The following is a 17,717-nucleotide window of genomic DNA, read 5'->3' on the forward strand; positions in this document are numbered from 1 at the left end:
ACGCCGATTTTGGCTTCGATTCCTTCTAGAATGAGACGCAACCCCAATTAATTCGGAGCCAAGACATTTGAGAACTAGGGGTGGCTGCGTGCCTGTGAGAATTATCATCGACCATTATGTCCGTTCTCAACCTGTACCCGAGTATGAGCGAGCGAATCCTGGTGCCGTACGACGGCTCCGATCCGGCAGAAGCAGCACTCGAGTTCGCGTTCGAAACGTTTCCCGACGCCGGCGTCACGGCGTTGTACGTCGTTCCGGTTCCCGAAGGTTACTGGCAAGCGTTCGGCGCTGCGGAGGAAATTGATAGGAAACGCGGCCGAAAACGCGGCGAAGAGATCCTCGAGGAAGCGACAGCAATCGCACGAGAGCACGATCGCAACCTTGAGACGGTCATCGAAACCGGTAAGCCCGACCAGATGATCGTCAGCCAAGCGGAAGAGGAGGAATACGACACGGTCGTTATCGGTAGCCACGGTCGGGAGGGCGTATCACGAATCCTACTCGGGAGCGTCGCGGAAAACGTTGTCCGACGGTCGCCGACACCCGTTGTCGTCGTCAGATAACTCACTCACTCGACGGTGCTGCTCAGAACGATCGTGATAGCCGCAGGGATGGCTCAATCCGGCGCTCACGAACAATCTTGGTATGCTCGTGCCAATCGACGCTCGCCCGTGAACGAACCCGACGCAGACGTTCACGTCCTCGCGACCAACGACGTCGTAGACGCGCCACTACGGTTCGACGACCTCGTCGACGCTCTCGATCGTCCCAGAGCACGCCTCGTCGCCGAGTTCGTCGCGACGATGACGTAGACGGGCAAATTGGCGAGTTGTCGTACTCTATGACCTCAAGAACGCGGCGGCTGCATCGTTCGATCGACGTCGCTCTCGTGTTGATCGTTCTCGACGCAACCGGAGGCGATGAAAAGCGGAACGCGGCAGCTAATACCTTTACATACAGTCTCCGCAAAAAACAACAGGGATGTCCAGAACTATTCTCGTTCCGCACGACGGGTCGTCCAATGCACAGGCCGCCCTCAAGTACGCACTCGAAACCGTTCCGGACGCTCGAATCGTCCTCTTTCACGCGATCGATCCGTTTGAGGTGAGACCCGAGGACGAGGGCGACGGACTTCCGCCGCTGACCGAGGCGTGGTACGACGATCAGCGCGCCGCAGCGACCGATCTCTTGGAAAAGGCACGTGACGGCGTCGCCGACCGCGCTGACGACGTGACGTTCGAACTCGAGACGGCTGTCGGCGCCCCGCCGCAGACGATCGTTGCCGCGGTCAATGATACCGACGCTGACCAGATCGTCATCGGTCGCTGCGGCCGGAGTGGACCCGAGGAAATACGAATGGGAAGCACCGCCGAACACGTGGTCAAGCGGGCTTCCGTCCCGGTGACGGTCGTCCAGTAGCGGGATTACGGTCTTCGTATCACCGAATCGATCCTTCGGACCGGTTCCGAAAACGTCCGCTCGGTCTCCTCGCCGCTTATCTGTCCCCCGCCGCTGAAACAACCGCGTATTTTTATCAGGCTGTACGGAGTATAGTCCCGGGCGAACGCCATGGATCACCGCGAGTGAGCCGGTTCCGCTATCACGGTTGCCGCGCGGAGTCGAGTCGCGGTGATCGTGAAATGATTGCGATCGGCTGTGCCGTCGGCACCGAACCGACGGTTACGGCGGCTCACGACTAGGGAGGACCTCATGAACTACAAGGAATTTATCGGTCACGTTCAGCATCGACTCGAGTACGGACAGTTCGGTCACGCGGTCCGGACGACCCGAGCCGTCCTGACGACGCTCGGCGAACGGATCCAGGAGGGGGAAGCCACGGACCTCGCCAGCCCGATCCCGATGGAGATCGATCGCTACCTGACCGAGGTCGAACACGGCCAGCGATTCGATTACCAAGAGTTTCTCGACCGGGTCGCAGAACGGGACCGTGGCGGCGTCGACGGTGCGGATGCTAACTATCGCGCCCAGCAAGTCCTCGCCGTCGTCGCCGCTGACGTTCCCGCGGGGAATCTCGAGAAGATTCGCGACCAGCTCCCCGACGACTTCGAGCCGCTGTTCGATCACCTCGAAACACCGACGAAGTGAGTTCCGAAGGACGATGATCAGCCGTTCAGCAATGCATCGGCTGTGATCTGGAACACGCTCGAAGAGAGACGATAGAACGGTAGTCGGCCTCGGGATAGACACCGTGCCCACTACGCTTCCGGTGAGGGTTCTCGAACTGCCAACACTGGAATCGGCGACGTTCGAACGAGATACTCGGTGACGCTTCCCAGTACGTATCGATCGAAGCCCGTCCGTCCGTGGGTTCCGACGACGATGAGATCGATGTCGTGATCCTGGATGTACGAGAGGATCGCCTCGTGGATCGACGGACCGTACTCTACCGTTTCAGTTGCCGGTTCGGCGCCAGCGGTTTCTGCAACCGCTGCTGCCTCCTCGAGAATTGCGTCTGCAGTCTCCTCTAACTGCGCTATCTGGATATCGGAACGGACATCGATACCGAGACTCGCGATATCGACGACGGTGAGGAGGTGAAGCGTTGCTCCGTTAGCGGTCGTCACGTCGGCGGCCGTCTCTACTGCTTCCCGTGCGCAGGTGCTCCCGTCGGTCGGCACCAACACGGTCTGGTACGGGTAGGTGAGTGTGCCGTCGTCTGGCCGAACCGTGAGCACGGGGACGTCAGATCGCCTGAGGACGCGCTCGGTGGTGCTGCCGAGCAAGAACCGTTCGAGCCCTTGTCGGCCGTGGGTCGGCATAGCGACGAGATCGATGTCTCGCGACGTTGCATAGTCGACGATTGCGCTGTAGGGCTCCCCTTTCTGAACCTCGGTGACCGTTTCGACGCCGCGTTGCCGTGCGCGGTCAGCGGCATCTCGAACGAACTCTTCACCCTCCTGCTTGAGCGCATCGATAACATCTCTCTGCGGCTGGAAAACCTGTCCCGGATCCGCAACGTTGAGAACGTGAACCGTCGCGCCGTGGTTGGCAGCGACATCGAGAACGTGGTCGAAGACGACTGATGCACCCTGACTACCGTCCGTGGGAAAGAGGATGTGATCGTACATGGATTCACTCTCGAGACTGTTAGCCTCGGATAGTTGTTGTCCGTTCCACAGTAGTATAAGCCCCTGTACACCTCGCTAATTGGAGACGCTGCTTTGCTTTCGACTCTCTAGCCGGCTGATCTGATTTGTCCTCAAGTTCGTTGGTGACCGAATCGGATTGATTTCGCTGGAGTCGCGACCCTCCGGGCGCGAGTTCCACAGCGTCTCGAGCCTCGTATTGTCCAACTCGTCCTCCGAATCCGGTAGCAATTTCGGCCCGAACGTGTTGGCCCTCTGCCTCGAATTTTCCCATGTCAAATGGACGCATCAGACCGGAATAAACGTGGAGGGTATGTCCTGAAACCGAAGAATATCTGTTACTCACCAATGAGCGTATCCGATAAAGGTGGATTCGTGGGAACACGAGTGACAACCAGTCGGAGTAAAACGTATCCAGGTTTTATCGGAGGTTAGTGGTGGTAGTCAGCGGTCGATATCAGCCGGCTGTTGCAGACCATCGAGTTACTCGTCGATTCGAGGGCTCGTCTGAACCGACAGAACGAGATCCGAGAGCATCAGGAACGTCAAAACGGTCAGGACGGGCACCGGAACGACGTCTCCGTCATGGATCATAAAGACGGCGATCGTTAGCACCTTGAGCACGATATTGAGGGTCCAGTACTCTCTCCTTGAGGCGCCGTTAAATCGCCCATCAGGAAATCGGCGACCGTCTCAGTCCTCGGACGTGGTGCTCTGGGGTAACTCCGAGGCCGGTGCAGGCGGTTCGTGAGTGCCGAACTCTGGGTGTGTCTCTTCCATCCAGAGATAGACAATTACGCCGGAGAGGAACATCAGGAGAGCAGTCATGTAGAACGCGGCTTCGACGTTCACGAACTCCATCGAGAGGCCGATCAGGATTGCGCCGACGCCGTAACCGGCATCCCGCCACATTCGGTAGACGCCCATGCCAGCCGACCGCCACGTCGGATGGGCCGCATCGCTGGGAACGGTCATCAGGTTCGGGTAGAGCAGTGCCATCCCGAGTCCGGAGACTCCGGAAAGGATCGCCCACGGGAGGTAGCTGTCTACGGACACCATCCCGAAGACGCCTACCCCGGCTAGGAACATACCCAAGACGACCGGTGGGCGTCGTCCGATGCGGTCGGCGAGGCCGCCAGTCCCGATCTGAAGGAAGTACATCGCGCTGTGGACGCCGACGACGACACCGACGGCTTCGATCGCGAGTCCCTGACTCGTGAGATATAGCGGGACGGCAATCCAGAACAGCGTGTCGACAAAGTTCTCGATGTGGCCAGCCTGGGCCGCTGCGAACAGCGTCCTGTCGCCGTAGGTCGCTCGCTTCAGCACCTCGTTGAACGTTAGGTTCGCATCGTAGTGGTCGTTGTCGGCCTCGATCTGTGCGAGTTGGACCGTCTCTTTGATGAGGAAGACCGAAATGAGGAACGCGAGCACCACGACGGCCGCGAGGAAGTAGAACGGCTCCGGCCGAAGACTCGTCTGGCCGGCGATGACGCCCGTGATCCACGCGCCCGCGGCGACGCCGGTATAGCCGAACGCCTCATCAATGCCGACGGCGAGCCCGCGCTGGTTTGGGCCGGCGAGGTCGATCTTGGCGTTGATCGCCATGCTCCATGTCAGTGCCTGGTTAATTCCCAGGAGGACGTTCCCGAGGGTGATCCAGCTCCAGTTCGGGGCGAAGATCAGGATCACCGGGATCGGCAGGGCAGTGATCCAGCCGAGCACGAGCACCGGTCTTCGCCCGTACTCTTCGCCCCACTTGCCGGCGTAGAGATTGAGCAGCGCCTTGACGAAGCCGAACGAGACGACGAACGAGCCGATGACCAAAAATGACTCAACGCCGAGCACGTCTTCACCGAGAACGGGTACGACCGTACGCTCCGATCCGATCGTCAGGCCAGTCGCGAACACCAACAGGACGTGCAGCGAGAACTGCCCGAGGTGTTCGCGGATGCCCTGTTTCAGTTCAGTTCCCTCGCTCATGGATTACTCGGCGGCACAGCGGTTGGGACCCAGTTCCAGTTCGGATAGCTCCTCGTCGGGAACGTCCTCCTGTCCGGCGTTCGCCCGCTTGACGCGCTCGAAGTTCGGCGGATGCTCCGGGATATCCGAAGCGAGCGTCTCGACGAACGCTTCGCGATCACGCCCGAGGTCCTCGTTTCGCTCTCGGACCTCCGCGAGCGTCGCGGTCACCGGTGGTTCGGGCGATCCTGGATCGTGCGCTGGGAGGACGACCGCGTCGTCCGGTCGATCCAGTAAGCGCTGGAGGCTCTCGTAGAGTGTCGCCGCGTTCCCTTCGACGTCAGACTCTTCGATCCCGGCTTCGATGCCAAGTTCGACGCGGCCGACACTCTCGTGAAACAGCGTATCGCCCGTGAGCAGAGCCTCGTCCTCGACATTGAACGAGACGCTGCCTTCGCTGTGTCCTGGCGTGTGGATTATGTCGATGTCAACGGACCCGACTTCAATCGTCGCTTCGTCTTCGACCGGGGTTGCGTCGAACGCGAGCGCATCCTTCGGGTGGAGGTAGTAGGGAACGTCGTTCCGCTTGGCGAGTTCTGCACCGCCGGAGACGTGGTCGGCGTGCGCGTGCGTGTCGAAGACGCCGACGAGGTCGGCGTCGTACTCGCTGAGGATTGCATCGTACTCGTTGAGGTAGTGGGAGGCATCAAACACGGCGGCCTCTCCGTCCGAAATCAGGATGTGCGAGAGACAGCCTTTTCCGGGTCGGGCGACCTGAACGAGCGTCCCGGCAAGATCGGTCTCGACAGGCGCGCTTCGGTGGACGCGGCTCCACCCGTTCATCCCGTCGGTGAGCGTCGTGGCGTCGTAGCCCATCTCTCGCAGGACGTCCGTCGCCGTCTGGGAGACAACTCCCGCGGCGCAGACCGTGACGATTTCGCGGTCGTTTGGGAGGTCTGCAAGAGCGTCTTTTGCTGCCTCCGGATCGTCGGTCAGTTCGTCGTAGACGTTGAGGTTGATGCTGTTGGGAACGTGCCACTCCTCGTAGTCGTCTCGGTGGCGAATATCGAGCACGAGCACGTCCTCGTCATCGCGTAGCCGATCGCTGAGTTCCGTCGGACTAGTTTCCGTCATCGAGTACCCGTATGAACGGTATCGGATTAGTATTGGTGCGGGACATGACCGGCACCGTTAATAGTCGCAAGAGCGAAAAATGATGTATGAGTCTATACGAAGCGTCTTTTCGGTTGAAACACGAGTGTCCGTACCGGGAGATTTCGGAACGTTACCCGGACCTAACGATACGTGAGTGGTACCTGAGTGACTGTCAGGTACTCGAAATTACCTCGGCAGAGGTACCGACCGACGACCTGCTCGAGGAGATCGACAGGATCGGAACGATCCTTCACGAGTCGATCGACGACTCGGGTCTCCACGTCATCACCCAATCGTGTCTCTGCTCGCTCGAGGGGTCGATCCTCGAGCGGTTCGAGGAACACGATTGCCTCTACCAGCCGCCGACGATTCACCGCCAGGGCTGGGAACACTACACGGTGATCGCGTTCGACGAATCTGACGTTCGAGACTTGTTTCGGGATCTGGAGGCGGATCGAGATATCGAACTGCTCTCCAAGACCGCTATCGCAGAACAGAGAATCCCGCACAGTATGTTGGCACCGGTCGATCGATTGTTCGAAGACCTCACCGACCGCCAGCTGGCGGCGCTACAGTTGGCGCTAGAGAACGGCTACTACGAACAGCCGCGACAGACATCGCTTCGGGATCTGGCCTCGCAGACGTCTGTCGCCCGCTCGACCTACGAGGAGCACCTCCGGAAGGCGGAGAACAAGCTCATGGCGAACGCCGGAACGTACCTGCGATTGGTGACGTCAGGGACTGAGGCGGATCCGCTGGGTACAAGTCAAGCGGAAGTGCCCGAACAGCGGGCCAACTGATCGATCGGTCGTCGAACGCATCGGTTTTCGACGGCTCGATTCACAGTTATCTACGCGATCCCGTTACAGCGGGTCAGCCGCCGTCACCACCCCGATGTCGAGTCGCCGTATCTCGCCGAGTACGCTCTCCTCTGGGTTTGTTCCGTCAGTATCGATGTGTTCAGACGCGAGGTGCTAGCCGGCCGTGCGGACGGATCGATGTGATAGAGACGGGTGACGAGTACGCGAAGTCGAACCGGTTCCGTCACTGTCGCGGTCGCGTCTCGCACTGTTTGAGGCGGATGACACCCCTGTTCTTCATGCTAATTGCGGGCGTTCGTTCTGTATGGATCGAGTCGAGTACGTCTACACGATCGGGATAACCGACGAAGAGGTCGAAGACCGCCTCGAGCGCGTTGATTCCGGGGTGCTCGTGCTCGCGGCCGACGGCGACGCGTACGCGGTTCCCGCCGCACACCACTACGACGCGGACTCGCTCTAGGTCCGACTGTCAACCGACAGTTCGAGTACGAATCTCTCGTATCTCGAGGAAACGGAGACAGCATGTATCACGGTGTACGACGTTAGCGGATCCGGCGACTCCTGGAGCATCGTCGTCACCGGACCACTTCGAAAGCTGACCGGGCGAGAGCGGGCGCAGTTCGACGAGACGGCGGTCAACGAGTCCTTCCTCGAACTTTAGATTTGCGACGAGGACGTCGCAGCGGTCGACCTCGAGATCTACGAATTGGAGATGGAATCGATTACCGGTCGGCGGACCGGCGACTGACGCGAACGGTCGGATGGTACTGCCCCGGTCCAGAGGTCGATGTCCGGCGAGGCTCTCACGGTCTCTGTGGGATCCACGGTGAGGAGGATCACGCTGGCTACAGCGAATCAATGCTACCGATTTACGTTCGCTCTCGTCGCAGTGATTGGGTGACAGAGAGATGTTACGAAACGCCTTCGCGAGCGATCCGTCAGTTGAGACCGACTCGTCGATGCTGATCGACCGGCACTTACCCAAGTACGACGTCACGACGATCCGACACGTGGTCGTCGACGCCGACCCCGAGACGACGTACGAGGCGATGCTCACCGCCGACCTGCTGGACACCGGGCCGATCGTCCGCGCCCTCGGAGCGCTGCGAAACGCACCGACGGTAATCGCGCGCCGGATTCGAGGGAGTTCCGGGGCGCCACCGCCCGATCGGATGCGGTTCATCGACGTTCCTGAGACCGACGAGTGGATGCTGCTCGACGAAACATATGGCGAGGAGTTCGTCTTCGGTGCGATCGGGAAGTTCTGGCGACCGGCGATCGAGTGGCGACAGGTGGAGTCCGACGAGTTCTCGGCGTTCGACGAGCCGGGGTACGCGAAACTCGCGATCGGCCTGTCCATCCGGCCGTACGGCGAGGACCGGACGCTGTTGTCCTACGAGGCGCGCACTGCGACGACCGACGACCGCGCCCACCGGAACTTCCGCCGGTACTGGCGCGTCATCGGTCCGTTCGCGGGCTACCTGATGTCGCGCACGCTCAAGCGTATTGCGGCCGACGCGGAAGCCCATAGGAGTCGGAAATCGCCGGAGACGGATACCGATGCCGGAGACGAAGACCAAGACCGCTCGAGCCGACTCATCCGAGGCACCATCGCGACCGCCGCGTTCCTCGCCGCGAGCGCGTACCACGTCACAATACGCCCTTGGCACCGTCGCTGGGGCACGACTGAAGGCGAAGCGCGAGGGCCGCTTCCGGGTGACGACCTCCTCCCGACCGCGACGGATCAGGTCACTCACGCGATCGAGATCGACGCGCCCGCCGAATCGGTCTGGCCGTGGCTTGTCCAGATCGGGCAGGGTCGTGGCGGCTTCTACAGCTACGACTGGCTTGAGCAGGCCGTCGGCGCGGACATCCACAACGTCGACCGGATCGTCCCGGAGTACCAGAACCTCGAGGAAGGGGACATCGTTCGGTTAGCGCCCGAGGACTACGCCGTCTCCTCGCCTGAGTCCGCGTCGGAGGTCGCTCGCCTCGAGCCCGAGCGGACGCTCGTCCTCAGACCGCCCGGCGACTCGCCGGCCTGGACGTGGGCGTTCGTTCTGAACCCGGTCGACGAGGAGACGACGCGACTGCTGGCTCGTACGCGGTCGGACCCGAGTCGGTCGTCGATTCTCCCGCGGGCGAAGCGTCCGGTCCTCGGCGCGGCGATCGATTACCTCTTTTGGGAACCCGCGCACTTTCTCATGGAGCGGCAGATGCTCCGAGGAATCAAGGACCGCGCCGAAGGAGAGGAACGACGGGCTCAGTCCACGACGATGTGACGAAACCATCGGCCGTTGAACCGGGACGACCGACTCGACATCTCCCACTCGACCACCACGCACCGCGACCTCGGGATGTCACCCGGGTAGGAACAAGTTCAGTATCGCAACGACGACCCCCGCGAGTCCCATTCGGATCCCGGCGATGATCCAGTTCTGTTTCGAAATCGAGCCGAGGTATGCACCAAACGTGAACAGCACGCCGACGCCGACAGCGATAGCGAGCAGCGTCGCTTCAAGCATGGAGACGACGACGTTCTGACCGAGAAAGGGAAGCAGCGGCAAAAGGATGCCGATCAGCGGGCCGATTCCGCTCGCGATCGCGTTGATCTTGCGAGCGCCCGCTCGCCGTTGCTGGACTGCCGTGTCCTCGAGATCGGCCAGCATGGCCTGCTCAATCCGCATCAGGTCGGCCTGTTTTTCTGCGCGTTCAATCTCCCAGACGCTCCAGACGCCGGACGTTCCGAGGCCGACGGCCGCGCCGAGACCGATCGTGATTACGGTGAGGCCGTCAGTGATACCGGACAGGTAAGCGCCGACGACGACGCCGATGCACGTCAGCGTCCCGTCGAATCCGTTAGAGATGAAGTACCGGCGCGAGATCGATCTGACCTCCTCGTCCTCGAGGAGAGTTCGGACGGTATCGAAGCGATCGCGAAGCGAAGGCACGTCGTTCACCAGTTTACCGATCTTGGGGCGTCCCGATCTGTTCGACGAGGCGCTTGCCGCAGACGGCCTGATCGATCGAGTGAACCGTTCCGCCGAGGTCAGTGATCGCCGTCTCGAGCGCGTCCGCGTCGATATCCTCGCCTTCGATCGTGAGTTTGAGGTTCTGGACCTCGCGGTCGGTCTCTACCAGGACGACGTTTACGGCGTCGATGCCCGGACAGTCACCGGCGGTAGTGGCGATCTCGAGGATGTCCGGATCCTGTGGCTTCATGACGTCGAGGACGAGTCGTCGTATCGGTGGTGACATACGTCGTACGCTCGCCCTCGATGCCCTTAGTGCCGGGGGATGAGTCCCCGCGTCCGCGAACCTACGCTACTCGCAGACCTTTAACTCTCCCTCCTTGGCCGTCCGCGCTTCGCGCCACCAGACGAGTTCGAATTCGATGCTCTGTTTCGCCTCGGTATCGCCCTCCGACCAGTCGGACTCGCCCTCGAGTTTGAAGGTGACGGGGTTGGATGGATTCAACAGCACTTCGTTCCCGCCGAGTTCGAGCGTCACGTCGCCGTCGCCGTCGAGTTGGTCGGCGAGGTTTCGGAGGTAGCTAGCGATTTCGGTTCGCGATCGTTGTTCCTCGGTTTCAAGTTCTCCCATACTCGCCGCTACGACGAATGGGGTGTTAAAGGGAACAGGCATGAGTCGCTGGTATTGTCGGTCTTCCTTTCGCTGAAGTGAGTGACTGCTCACCGCTCGAGTCGTCTGACGAGTACTGCGACTCCGAAGTATCCGGGGAGACTTACCACGAGAATGACGCTGATGATTCCCCAGTCTGCCAGGTCGAGCGGTACCGTCCCGAAGTACTGATTGAGCGGTGTGTACAGCACTGCGAGTTGCAGCACGGCCGACGTTGCGACGGCGGCCGTGAGCCACGGGTTCGACAGCGTTGGCGTCTCGCGTAGCCACCGGATGACGTACAGACCCGCAAACTCGAGGAAGACGAAGGCCGTGAACACCATCGTCATTGCGTACGGCGTGACCTCGGTGGCTCCCTCGAGCGTGTAGTACATGAGCGCGAGCAGGACGACCGTGGTCACGGTACCAATACCGCTAATCAGCCCGAGCATGGGACGACCGATAATCCCCCGATCGGGATCGCGCGGCGGCCGCTCCATCACGTCGCCGCTCTCGGGATCGACACCTAACGCCAGCGCTGGCAACCCGTCGGTCAGCAGGTTGATCCACAGCAACTGTACGGCCGGGAGGATAAGGTAGCCGTACAGCGAGGCGAGGAAGACGATTGCCACCTCCGCAACGTTCGCAGTGAGGAGGTAGGCGACGAACTTCCAGACGTTGTCGAAGATCGCCCGCCCGCGCTCGACGGCACGCTCGATCGTCGCGTAGTTGTCATCTAACAGAACGATGTCCGACGCTTGTCTGGCGACGTCAGTACCACGAATTCCCATCGCGACGCCGACGTCGGCGTTTTTTAACGCCGGCGCGTCGTTGACGCCGTCGCCGGTCATCGCCACGTCGTTCCCTCGAGCCTGCAGCGCCCGCAAGATCCGAACCTTGTGTTCCGGCGACGTTCGCGCGAAGACGTCGACGGACGCAACCTGCTCCCGAAGCGTCTCTTCGTCCATCCGTTCAAGCGTTCGACCTTCCAGTACTGCGGTTCCGATGCCGAGCGAATCTGCGATAGTGCGCGCGGTCCGGGCGTTATCGCCGGTCACCATCTTCACGCCGATCCCCGCGCGCTTCGTCACGGCGATCGCGTCGGCGACCTCCCCGCGGGGCGGATCGATCATTCCGGCAAGTCCCACAAACGTCAATCCGTCAGCGAGCTCGTCGGCGTCGGTCGGATCCTCGCGATAAGCCGTAGCCAGGACCCGAAGCGCGTCGTCACCGAACGCCCGTACCGTCGTCTCAATCCGCTCGAGACGGTCCTCGGTCAAGGGCTTCGGCCCGTCAGCGGTCAGAATCCGGTCGCAGTTCGAAATGATGACTTCGGGTGCACCCTTGACGTAGCCCACGTTGTCGTGAACGGTTCCCATCCACTTCCGTTCAGAGGAAAACGGGACCTCGCCCGTTCGGGGCGTCTCGGACCGGAGTTTATCCACGTCGAGTCCGTGCCGGTCGGCCGCCTCGAGTAGCGCTCGCTCGGTCGGATCGCCGCCGTCCTCAAGCGTCGCGTCGTTACAGAGTGCCCCGATCCGCAAAAGCAGTTCCTCGCGTTCGGACCGGTCGCCCTTTTCGGACTCGTGCACGTCGATGACGGTGTCGTTCACCCAGAGCCTGCTAACCGTCATCTGCCCCTTTGTGAGCGTTCCGGTCTTGTCAGTACAGACGACGTCGACCGCACCCAGCGCCTCGACCGCCGGGAGCCGACGGACCAGCGCGTTCTCTTTGGACATCTGGCGGACGCCGAGCGCGAGCGTGAGCGTCACGACGGCCGGAAGTCCCTCGGGAATCGCGGCCACGGCGAGCGACACCGCAGTTAGGCCGGCTTGAACAGCATCCGTCCCACGGAGAAGCAGTAGCGGCGCGACGAACGCCGAGAGGACGAGGACGCCAACTCCGAGCTTCCGACCCAATTCGTCGAGTTCCGACTGAAGCGGCGTCTGCGTCTCTTCGGTTGCAGCCAACTCTTGCGCAATTTCGCCGACTTCGGTCTCCATTCCTGTTTGAGCGACGACGACAACGCCCTTGCCGCGAGTGACGTTGGTCCCCTTGTAGACCATACAGTCACGCTCTGCGAGCGGGGTTCCTGATTCGACTGCGTCCGACGACTTCGAAACAGGGACGCTCTCGCCGGTCAGCGCCGCCTCATCGACCTCGAGATCGGTCGTTTCTAGAAGCCGTCCGTCCGCGGGAACCACGTCTCCGCTGCGCAAAACGACGACGTCGCCAGGAACAATCTCGGTTGCATCGACCTCGCGCTCCTCCTTGCCCCGTCGAACCGTTGCCGTCGGAGACGCCAGTTCCCGCAACGACTCGAGGCTCCGTTCGGCCCGGTAGTCCTGAACGAACCCAAAGATCCCGTTGGCGACGACGATGATCGCGATCAGGATCGCGTCGACGGCGTGCCTCGCCCAGATCGAGAGGACGGCTGCGGCCAGCAGGACCCAGATCAGGACGCTATCGAATTGCGCGATGAAGATATCGACCGGCGGTCGACCGTCGCCGCTGACGATTTCGTTCTCCCCGTGTTCCTCGAGCCGTCGCTGGACTTCGTCGGCGGTTAACCCCTCGCGTCGCGACTCGAGGGACGCCACGACGCGCTCGGCTGGCACTTCGTGTGGCTGGTCGGACACGGTTTTACGTTCACACCGAATCCTCATAGAGGTGGATGCAGGGACGAATTACTGTATCGGGTGGTCCAATTGATCGTACGGTCCGTTCGATTTCAGGACTCCGGTTCCCGGTTGAGTTCAGGCGCAGGGAAGTCAGTACGATAGGACGCTAGATATCGAACTGAGGATTAACGGGACTGACCACCGAACTCGAGTCCCGTCGATGAAAGTGACAGAAATTGAGACATCGAAATCGGATTTTCGATCCACTGATCGCGGTCCTCAGTCCGATTTCCGTGATTCGAAGATTCGCGTATTCAACTCGGAGACGAGCACGTTGAGAACGAGGAAAACGAGGAATCCGACGGCGATCCATCCCCAGTCGACGGGCGTGAGTGGAACCACTCGGAAAAAGTCGTGAAGCGGCGTATACAAGACTGTGAGGTGGATAAGGAACGAGAGGACGATCGCACCTACGAGCCACGGGTTCGATCGGAGCGTCTGGTCGTAGCGCGATCGAATAACCTGGATCCGGATCAGCTCACCAACGACGATGAACGTAAACAGAAGCGACTGCGCCCGAACGAGCGACCCCGTGCGGTCGAGAGCGTAAAAGAAGATACCGAGACCGGTCAGCGCTAATAGCACGGCGATCGTCAAAATCGACGCGAGTACGCGAGTGTTAATCACCCCTTCGTCCGCGGGTCGCGGTGGGCGATCCATAAGTCCCGCTGCGTGTGGGTCAGCACCGATCGCGAGCGCGGGAAGCGTATCCGCAATGAGGTTGATCCAAAGGATCAGGACTGGGGTCAGAATTAGCGCCTGTGACGTCCCCGAAAACTGCTCCGAGAAGAGTGCACTTCCGAGCAATACGCCGAGAAACACCACCAGCACTTCGCCGGTGTTGGTCGAGACGAGATAGTTGACAAATTTACGCACGTTCTCGAAGATCCCTCGCCCCTCCTGGATAGCGTCACGAATCGTGGCGAAGTTATCGTCCTGCAGTATCATGTCCGACGCCTGCCGGGCAACGTCGGTGCCGCGCTGTCCCATCGCTACCCCGACGTCCGCCTGCGTGAGCGCCGGTGCGTCGTTAACGCCATCGCCGGTCATCACGACGTTGTGTCCGTTGGACTGGAGCGCGTTCAACAGACTGACCTTGTGATCGGGCGTGACCCGAGCGAACACGTCGATGTCTTCGACCGCTCGCTCCAATTCGGCGTCCGATCGGTCGGCGACGTCGCTGCCCTCGAGCGCACCGTCGGGGTCGAGTCCGATCTGCTCGCCGACGGCCGCGGCCGTGGTGAGGTTGTCGCCGGTCGCCAGTACGGTCCGGATGCCGGCCGATCGGCAGTCGGTAATCGCCGCTTCGACTCCCTCCCGAGGTGGGTCGATCATCCCTTGCAGACCGAGAAACACCATCCCGTCCTCGATCTCGTCCTCGTCTGCCGACGGGTTCGAGACGGTCTTCGACGCGAACGCCAGCACCCGAAGTGCGTCCTCCGCGAACGACCGCGTTCGGTCGAGGATTTCGGCCCGCGTTTCGTCGGTGAGTTCGCGCACGTCACCGTCCTCGAGGATAGCATCGCATCGATCCAGAACGACTTCCGGTGCCCCCTTTGTGTACGCCGTCGGCCCCCCGTCTTCGACGACGACGGTCATCCGCTTTCGCTCCGAGGAAAACGGGATCTCTCGGATCCGTTCCGCGGCCGGTTCGATGTCCGCCTCGTCCGCAGCGCGGCGGATCGCGATCTCCGTCGGGTCACCGCGGTACTCGTCGGCGTCGATTCGGTCCGCGTTATTGCAGAGTGCGCCGCAGCGCAGCACGTCGGCAATCGCGGGGGTGGAGTATCGATCGCCATTGGTGGCTATCCGCCGCCCTTCGACGTCGAGATCCGCCGATTGCGATCCGAAATCCGACGGGTCGACGACGGCGCCGGAGGCGTACAGCCGAGTAACGGTCATCCGGTTTTCCGTGACTGTCCCCGTCTTGTCGGTGACAATGACGTCGATCGATCCGAGACTCTCGACGACCGGGAGCCGTCTGACGAGCGCGTTGCGGTCGACCATCTCTCGGGCGCCGAGCGCCAGCGTGAATGTCACGACCGCCGGTAATCCTTCCGGGACTCCCGCGACGGCGAGAGTAATACCGACGAGGATGATCGCGACCGGTTCCGTCGCGGTGAACAGAAACTGTACGGCGACGACCAAGACGATCAGCGAGACGACGAGACCACCGATCTGTTTACCGAGGTGTTCGACTTCGGTCTGAAACGGTGTCCGTCGGTCAGCCGTTACACCGAGTCGTGCTGCGATACCGCCGACTTCCGTTTGCATACCGGTCTCGACGACTATCGCGCTCCCTCGACCCTTTACGACGGTCGTGTTCTTGTACACCATGTCGCTGCGCTCGGCCAGCAGCACGTCCGATCCGACGGGGTCGCTCGATTTCGCCACGGGCGTGCTTTCGCCGGTGAGTGGCGATTCGTTAGTTCGCAACTCGTCGGCGTCGAGTACTCGAGCATCGGCTGGAATCGCGTCTCCCTGCTCGAGATACACGATGTCTCCCGGGACGAGTCGTTCCGCGTCGATAGACCGTTTTCGTCCGTCGCGAAGGACAGTCGCATCCGGACTTGCGAGTTCCCGAAGCGCTTCGATGGACCGGGTGGCCTGATAGTCCTGGACGAAACCGAACAGTCCGTTAATGCCGATTATGAGTCCGATGAACGCCGCTTCGGCGTAATTCGGTTCGCTCCCGGGCATAACACCGACGCCGAGAGAAAGGATCGCCGCCGCGAAGAGGAGATAGATGAGCGGGTTCTGGAACTGGGAGACGAACAGATCCAGAGGCGACGCACGTTCGGCCTCGCGAATGTCGTTCGTGCCGTACTCCGATCGTCTCCGATCCGCCTCGGCGGACGAAAGTCCCCCCTCGTCGGACGATACGGCGCCGAAGACGGCATCGATCGGCATCGCGTGCCAGCGGTTTTCACGGGTCGTATCCGGATCGGACTGGGTCATACTGTGAAGGAATTACCCGAGGAGCGCTGCAAACGAGTTTGGACCGTCATAGACTCCACGCTGGTATATCGGCCAGTCTCGAATACGATGCCATGAACCATTCGAGGAAGCGTATTAGGTCCAACACGATTCGGTACACGGGGAGAGTACACAAAAACAGGGGGTAGTACGGATATTGGTTCCACAGCGGTGATTGACGACGCTCGAGCTCACCGGTACCTGCGTTCGGAACGGACTGCTCCTCGAGGTAACCGCCCACTTTTCCGGACACAATTGAACGTATTTATCCGTCGATGACACGGTCGACGGCAGCCGATCAGTCGGCGGACCCTACGGAGGGGTTTCTTATTATCGCGTGTGGATTCGGAGTACATGGCGTTTCCAATTCGAGTGAACGACGTCATGAGTTCTCCCGTACAGACGGTTCATCCGGACGCAACGGCGGCCGAGGCAGCAGCGAAATGCCACGAAGAAGGGATCGGCTCCGTCGTTATCGTCGAGAACGGCGATCTCGTCGGAATAGTCACGAATGAAGACTTCGTTCGGTTTCTCGGTGAGGCTACCACACCGAAAGGCCGCCCCCTCCGTGAGTTCATGTCGACCGAGGTCGTGACGGTAACTGCGGACACGCCGATCGGAGACGCGGTCGAGAGAATGTTCAAAAACGATATCGCTCGACTCGTCGTGTTCGACGACGACGAACTAGTCGGACTCGTCAGTACGGACGACGTCGTCCGGTACGTTCCGCAAATATTCCAGCGGTATGAATTCGATTACTCGCCGCCCGAAGCGTTCGAGTATCGCGTCCGCCACGATACCGCCTACGAATTATCCGAGTGGGAAGTCGAAAGTGTCGGCCTCTCCGACGAATGCGTCAGCGTCGGCGATCGCGTCGAATTCACGAAAACGATCACCGAGGAGGACGTCCGGGCGTTCGCTACCGCCAGTGGAGATACGAATCGACTTCATCTCGACGAAGAGTACGCATGTGACACTCGGTTTGGTCGGCGAATCGTTCATGGAACGCTCGTTAGCGGGCTAATTAGTGCTGCGCTGGCCCGCTTTCCCGGCGTGACGATTTACGTCTCGGAGAATCTCTCGTTTCTTTCACCGGTCGATATCGGCGACCGAGTGACCGCCGTCTGTGAGGTTATCGAAGACTACGGCCGAAACAAATACCAGCTCACTACAGACGTGATCGGGACAGAAGGCGACCGCGTGATTGAGGGGCAAGCAGCCGTCCTCATCGACGACCCACCCGAAGCGGCCGCGGTCCAATTCGAATCGATACCGTCACAATCGGATAGCTAACGTTTGAATCCACCTATCGTCCGTGACAATTCTGTCACGGTCTATCCCCAAACAGGAATTATTAACACTGCTATTGGCGGGTGAATGACTTTTCTTTGTCG

General features: G+C 60.8%; 17 protein-coding genes and 1 pseudogene. 10 read left to right on the forward strand and 8 right to left on the reverse strand.

Annotation, left to right across the window (positions count from 1 at the left end; all coding sequences use genetic code 11):
- Nucleotides 1–143 precede the first annotated feature (143 nt).
- From HALXA_RS20070 to HALXA_RS20080, 4 genes are all read left to right on the forward strand, one after another.
- Nucleotides 144–563 (forward strand): universal stress protein, encoded by a 420-nt coding sequence (locus HALXA_RS20070; protein ID WP_013881917.1) that lies wholly within the window; start codon nucleotides 144–146, stop codon nucleotides 561–563.
- A 108-nt stretch (nucleotides 564–671) separates the two neighbouring features.
- The gene (locus HALXA_RS22305; RefSeq protein WP_171814699.1) at nucleotides 672–812 is read left to right on the forward strand and encodes a hypothetical protein; all 141 of its coding nucleotides are present in this window, start codon (nucleotides 672–674) and stop codon (nucleotides 810–812) included.
- Between the two features lie 169 nt (nucleotides 813–981).
- Nucleotides 982–1,419, forward strand: coding sequence for a universal stress protein (locus HALXA_RS20075; protein ID WP_013881918.1), 438 nt, complete (start codon nucleotides 982–984; stop codon nucleotides 1,417–1,419).
- 291 nt (nucleotides 1,420–1,710) lie between these two features.
- Entirely contained in the window at nucleotides 1,711–2,106 is a 396-nt protein-coding gene (locus HALXA_RS20080) for a DUF2267 domain-containing protein (protein WP_013881919.1), read from the forward strand.
- A gap of 110 nt (nucleotides 2,107–2,216) precedes the next feature.
- On the opposite strand, the gene HALXA_RS20085 is transcribed toward HALXA_RS20080, so the two are convergent.
- The 3 genes from HALXA_RS20085 to HALXA_RS20095 all read right to left on the reverse strand — a co-directional run bounded on the left by HALXA_RS20085 (nucleotide 2,217) and on the right by HALXA_RS20095 (nucleotide 6,203).
- Complete coding sequence (locus tag HALXA_RS20085; RefSeq protein ID WP_013881920.1) at nucleotides 2,217–3,089, reverse strand: universal stress protein; 873 nt, start codon at nucleotides 3,087–3,089, stop codon at nucleotides 2,217–2,219.
- Between the two features lie 711 nt (nucleotides 3,090–3,800).
- Nucleotides 3,801–5,090: an MFS transporter gene (locus tag HALXA_RS20090; RefSeq protein WP_013881921.1), complete on the reverse strand. Its 1,290-nt coding sequence runs from the start codon at nucleotides 5,088–5,090 to the stop codon at nucleotides 3,801–3,803.
- Between the two features lie 3 nt (nucleotides 5,091–5,093).
- Nucleotides 5,094–6,203: an MBL fold metallo-hydrolase gene (locus HALXA_RS20095; protein ID WP_013881922.1), complete on the reverse strand. Its 1,110-nt coding sequence runs from the start codon at nucleotides 6,201–6,203 to the stop codon at nucleotides 5,094–5,096.
- Between the two features lie 86 nt (nucleotides 6,204–6,289).
- On the opposite strand from HALXA_RS20095, the gene HALXA_RS20100 reads away from it, so the two are divergent.
- The 4 genes from HALXA_RS20100 (at nucleotide 6,290) to HALXA_RS22600 (ending at nucleotide 9,327) form a co-directional block, all read left to right on the forward strand.
- A complete protein-coding gene (locus tag HALXA_RS20100; protein WP_013881923.1) occupies nucleotides 6,290–7,024 on the forward strand; it encodes a helix-turn-helix domain-containing protein in 735 nt (244 codons plus the stop codon).
- Nucleotides 7,025–7,349: 325 nt separating this feature from the next.
- Nucleotides 7,350–7,505: a hypothetical protein gene (locus HALXA_RS22595; protein WP_245550154.1), complete on the forward strand. Its 156-nt coding sequence runs from the start codon at nucleotides 7,350–7,352 to the stop codon at nucleotides 7,503–7,505.
- Nucleotides 7,506–7,577: 72 nt separating this feature from the next.
- Nucleotides 7,578–7,706: a hypothetical protein gene (locus tag HALXA_RS22730; RefSeq protein WP_280985419.1), complete on the forward strand. Its 129-nt coding sequence runs from the start codon at nucleotides 7,578–7,580 to the stop codon at nucleotides 7,704–7,706.
- 247 nt (nucleotides 7,707–7,953) lie between these two features.
- The gene (locus HALXA_RS22600; RefSeq protein ID WP_013881924.1) at nucleotides 7,954–9,327 is read left to right on the forward strand and encodes a hypothetical protein; all 1,374 of its coding nucleotides are present in this window, start codon (nucleotides 7,954–7,956) and stop codon (nucleotides 9,325–9,327) included.
- Nucleotides 9,328–9,405: 78 nt separating this feature from the next.
- On the opposite strand, the gene HALXA_RS20120 is transcribed toward HALXA_RS22600, so the two are convergent.
- The 5 genes from HALXA_RS20120 to HALXA_RS20140 all read right to left on the reverse strand — a co-directional run bounded on the left by HALXA_RS20120 (nucleotide 9,406) and on the right by HALXA_RS20140 (nucleotide 16,305).
- Complete coding sequence (locus HALXA_RS20120) at nucleotides 9,406–10,005, reverse strand: VIT1/CCC1 transporter family protein (RefSeq protein WP_013881925.1); 600 nt, start codon at nucleotides 10,003–10,005, stop codon at nucleotides 9,406–9,408.
- A 4-nt stretch (nucleotides 10,006–10,009) separates the two neighbouring features.
- The gene (locus HALXA_RS20125; protein ID WP_013881926.1) at nucleotides 10,010–10,303 is read right to left on the reverse strand and encodes a DUF211 domain-containing protein; all 294 of its coding nucleotides are present in this window, start codon (nucleotides 10,301–10,303) and stop codon (nucleotides 10,010–10,012) included.
- A gap of 66 nt (nucleotides 10,304–10,369) precedes the next feature.
- Nucleotides 10,370–10,648, reverse strand: coding sequence for an amphi-Trp domain-containing protein (locus HALXA_RS20130; protein WP_013881927.1), 279 nt, complete (start codon nucleotides 10,646–10,648; stop codon nucleotides 10,370–10,372).
- A gap of 89 nt (nucleotides 10,649–10,737) precedes the next feature.
- Entirely contained in the window at nucleotides 10,738–13,305 is a 2,568-nt protein-coding gene (locus HALXA_RS20135) for a calcium-translocating P-type ATPase, PMCA-type (RefSeq protein ID WP_049895687.1), read from the reverse strand.
- Between the two features lie 261 nt (nucleotides 13,306–13,566).
- The gene (locus HALXA_RS20140; RefSeq protein WP_013881929.1) at nucleotides 13,567–16,305 is read right to left on the reverse strand and encodes a cation-translocating P-type ATPase; all 2,739 of its coding nucleotides are present in this window, start codon (nucleotides 16,303–16,305) and stop codon (nucleotides 13,567–13,569) included.
- Between the two features lie 402 nt (nucleotides 16,306–16,707).
- Here HALXA_RS20140 and HALXA_RS22605 point away from each other — a divergent pair.
- Together HALXA_RS22605 and HALXA_RS20145 are read left to right on the forward strand one after the other, a co-directional pair.
- Nucleotides 16,708–16,848: pseudogene (locus HALXA_RS22605) on the forward strand (CBS domain-containing protein); the annotation flags it as partial.
- Between the two features lie 51 nt (nucleotides 16,849–16,899).
- Nucleotides 16,900–17,616 carry a MaoC/PaaZ C-terminal domain-containing protein gene (locus tag HALXA_RS20145; RefSeq protein WP_245550163.1) on the forward strand — a complete coding sequence of 239 codons (717 nt, stop codon included), beginning with the start codon at nucleotides 16,900–16,902 and terminating at the stop codon, nucleotides 17,614–17,616.
- Nucleotides 17,617–17,717: the final 101 nt, after the last annotated feature.

This window comes from Halopiger xanaduensis SH-6, from assembly GCF_000217715.1.
Taxonomy (GTDB): Archaea; Halobacteriota; Halobacteria; order Halobacteriales; family Natrialbaceae; genus Halopiger; species Halopiger xanaduensis.

Excerpts from the sequence above, each read along its gene's own strand:
- HALXA_RS20100 (WP_013881923.1), top strand. The coding sequence starts at position 6,290 with ATGAGTCTATACGAAGCGTCTTTTCGGTTGAAACACGAGTGTCCGTAC.
- HALXA_RS20070 (WP_013881917.1), top strand. The coding sequence starts at position 144 with ATGAGCGAGCGAATCCTGGTGCCGTACGACGGCTCCGATCCGGCAGAA.
- HALXA_RS20095 (WP_013881922.1), bottom strand. The coding sequence starts at position 6,203 with ATGACGGAAACTAGTCCGACGGAACTCAGCGATCGGCTACGCGATGAC.
- HALXA_RS20140 (WP_013881929.1), bottom strand. The coding sequence starts at position 16,305 with ATGACCCAGTCCGATCCGGATACGACCCGTGAAAACCGCTGGCACGCG.
- HALXA_RS22595 (WP_245550154.1), top strand. The coding sequence starts at position 7,350 with ATGGATCGAGTCGAGTACGTCTACACGATCGGGATAACCGACGAAGAG.
- HALXA_RS20130 (WP_013881927.1), bottom strand. The coding sequence starts at position 10,648 with ATGGGAGAACTTGAAACCGAGGAACAACGATCGCGAACCGAAATCGCT.
- HALXA_RS22600 (WP_013881924.1), top strand. The coding sequence starts at position 7,954 with ATGTTACGAAACGCCTTCGCGAGCGATCCGTCAGTTGAGACCGACTCG.
- HALXA_RS20080 (WP_013881919.1), top strand. The coding sequence starts at position 1,711 with ATGAACTACAAGGAATTTATCGGTCACGTTCAGCATCGACTCGAGTAC.
- HALXA_RS20090 (WP_013881921.1), bottom strand. The coding sequence starts at position 5,090 with ATGAGCGAGGGAACTGAACTGAAACAGGGCATCCGCGAACACCTCGGG.
- HALXA_RS20125 (WP_013881926.1), bottom strand. The coding sequence starts at position 10,303 with ATGTCACCACCGATACGACGACTCGTCCTCGACGTCATGAAGCCACAG.
- HALXA_RS20075 (WP_013881918.1), top strand. The coding sequence starts at position 982 with ATGTCCAGAACTATTCTCGTTCCGCACGACGGGTCGTCCAATGCACAG.
- HALXA_RS20145 (WP_245550163.1), top strand. The coding sequence starts at position 16,900 with ATGTCGACCGAGGTCGTGACGGTAACTGCGGACACGCCGATCGGAGAC.
- HALXA_RS20085 (WP_013881920.1), bottom strand. The coding sequence starts at position 3,089 with ATGTACGATCACATCCTCTTTCCCACGGACGGTAGTCAGGGTGCATCA.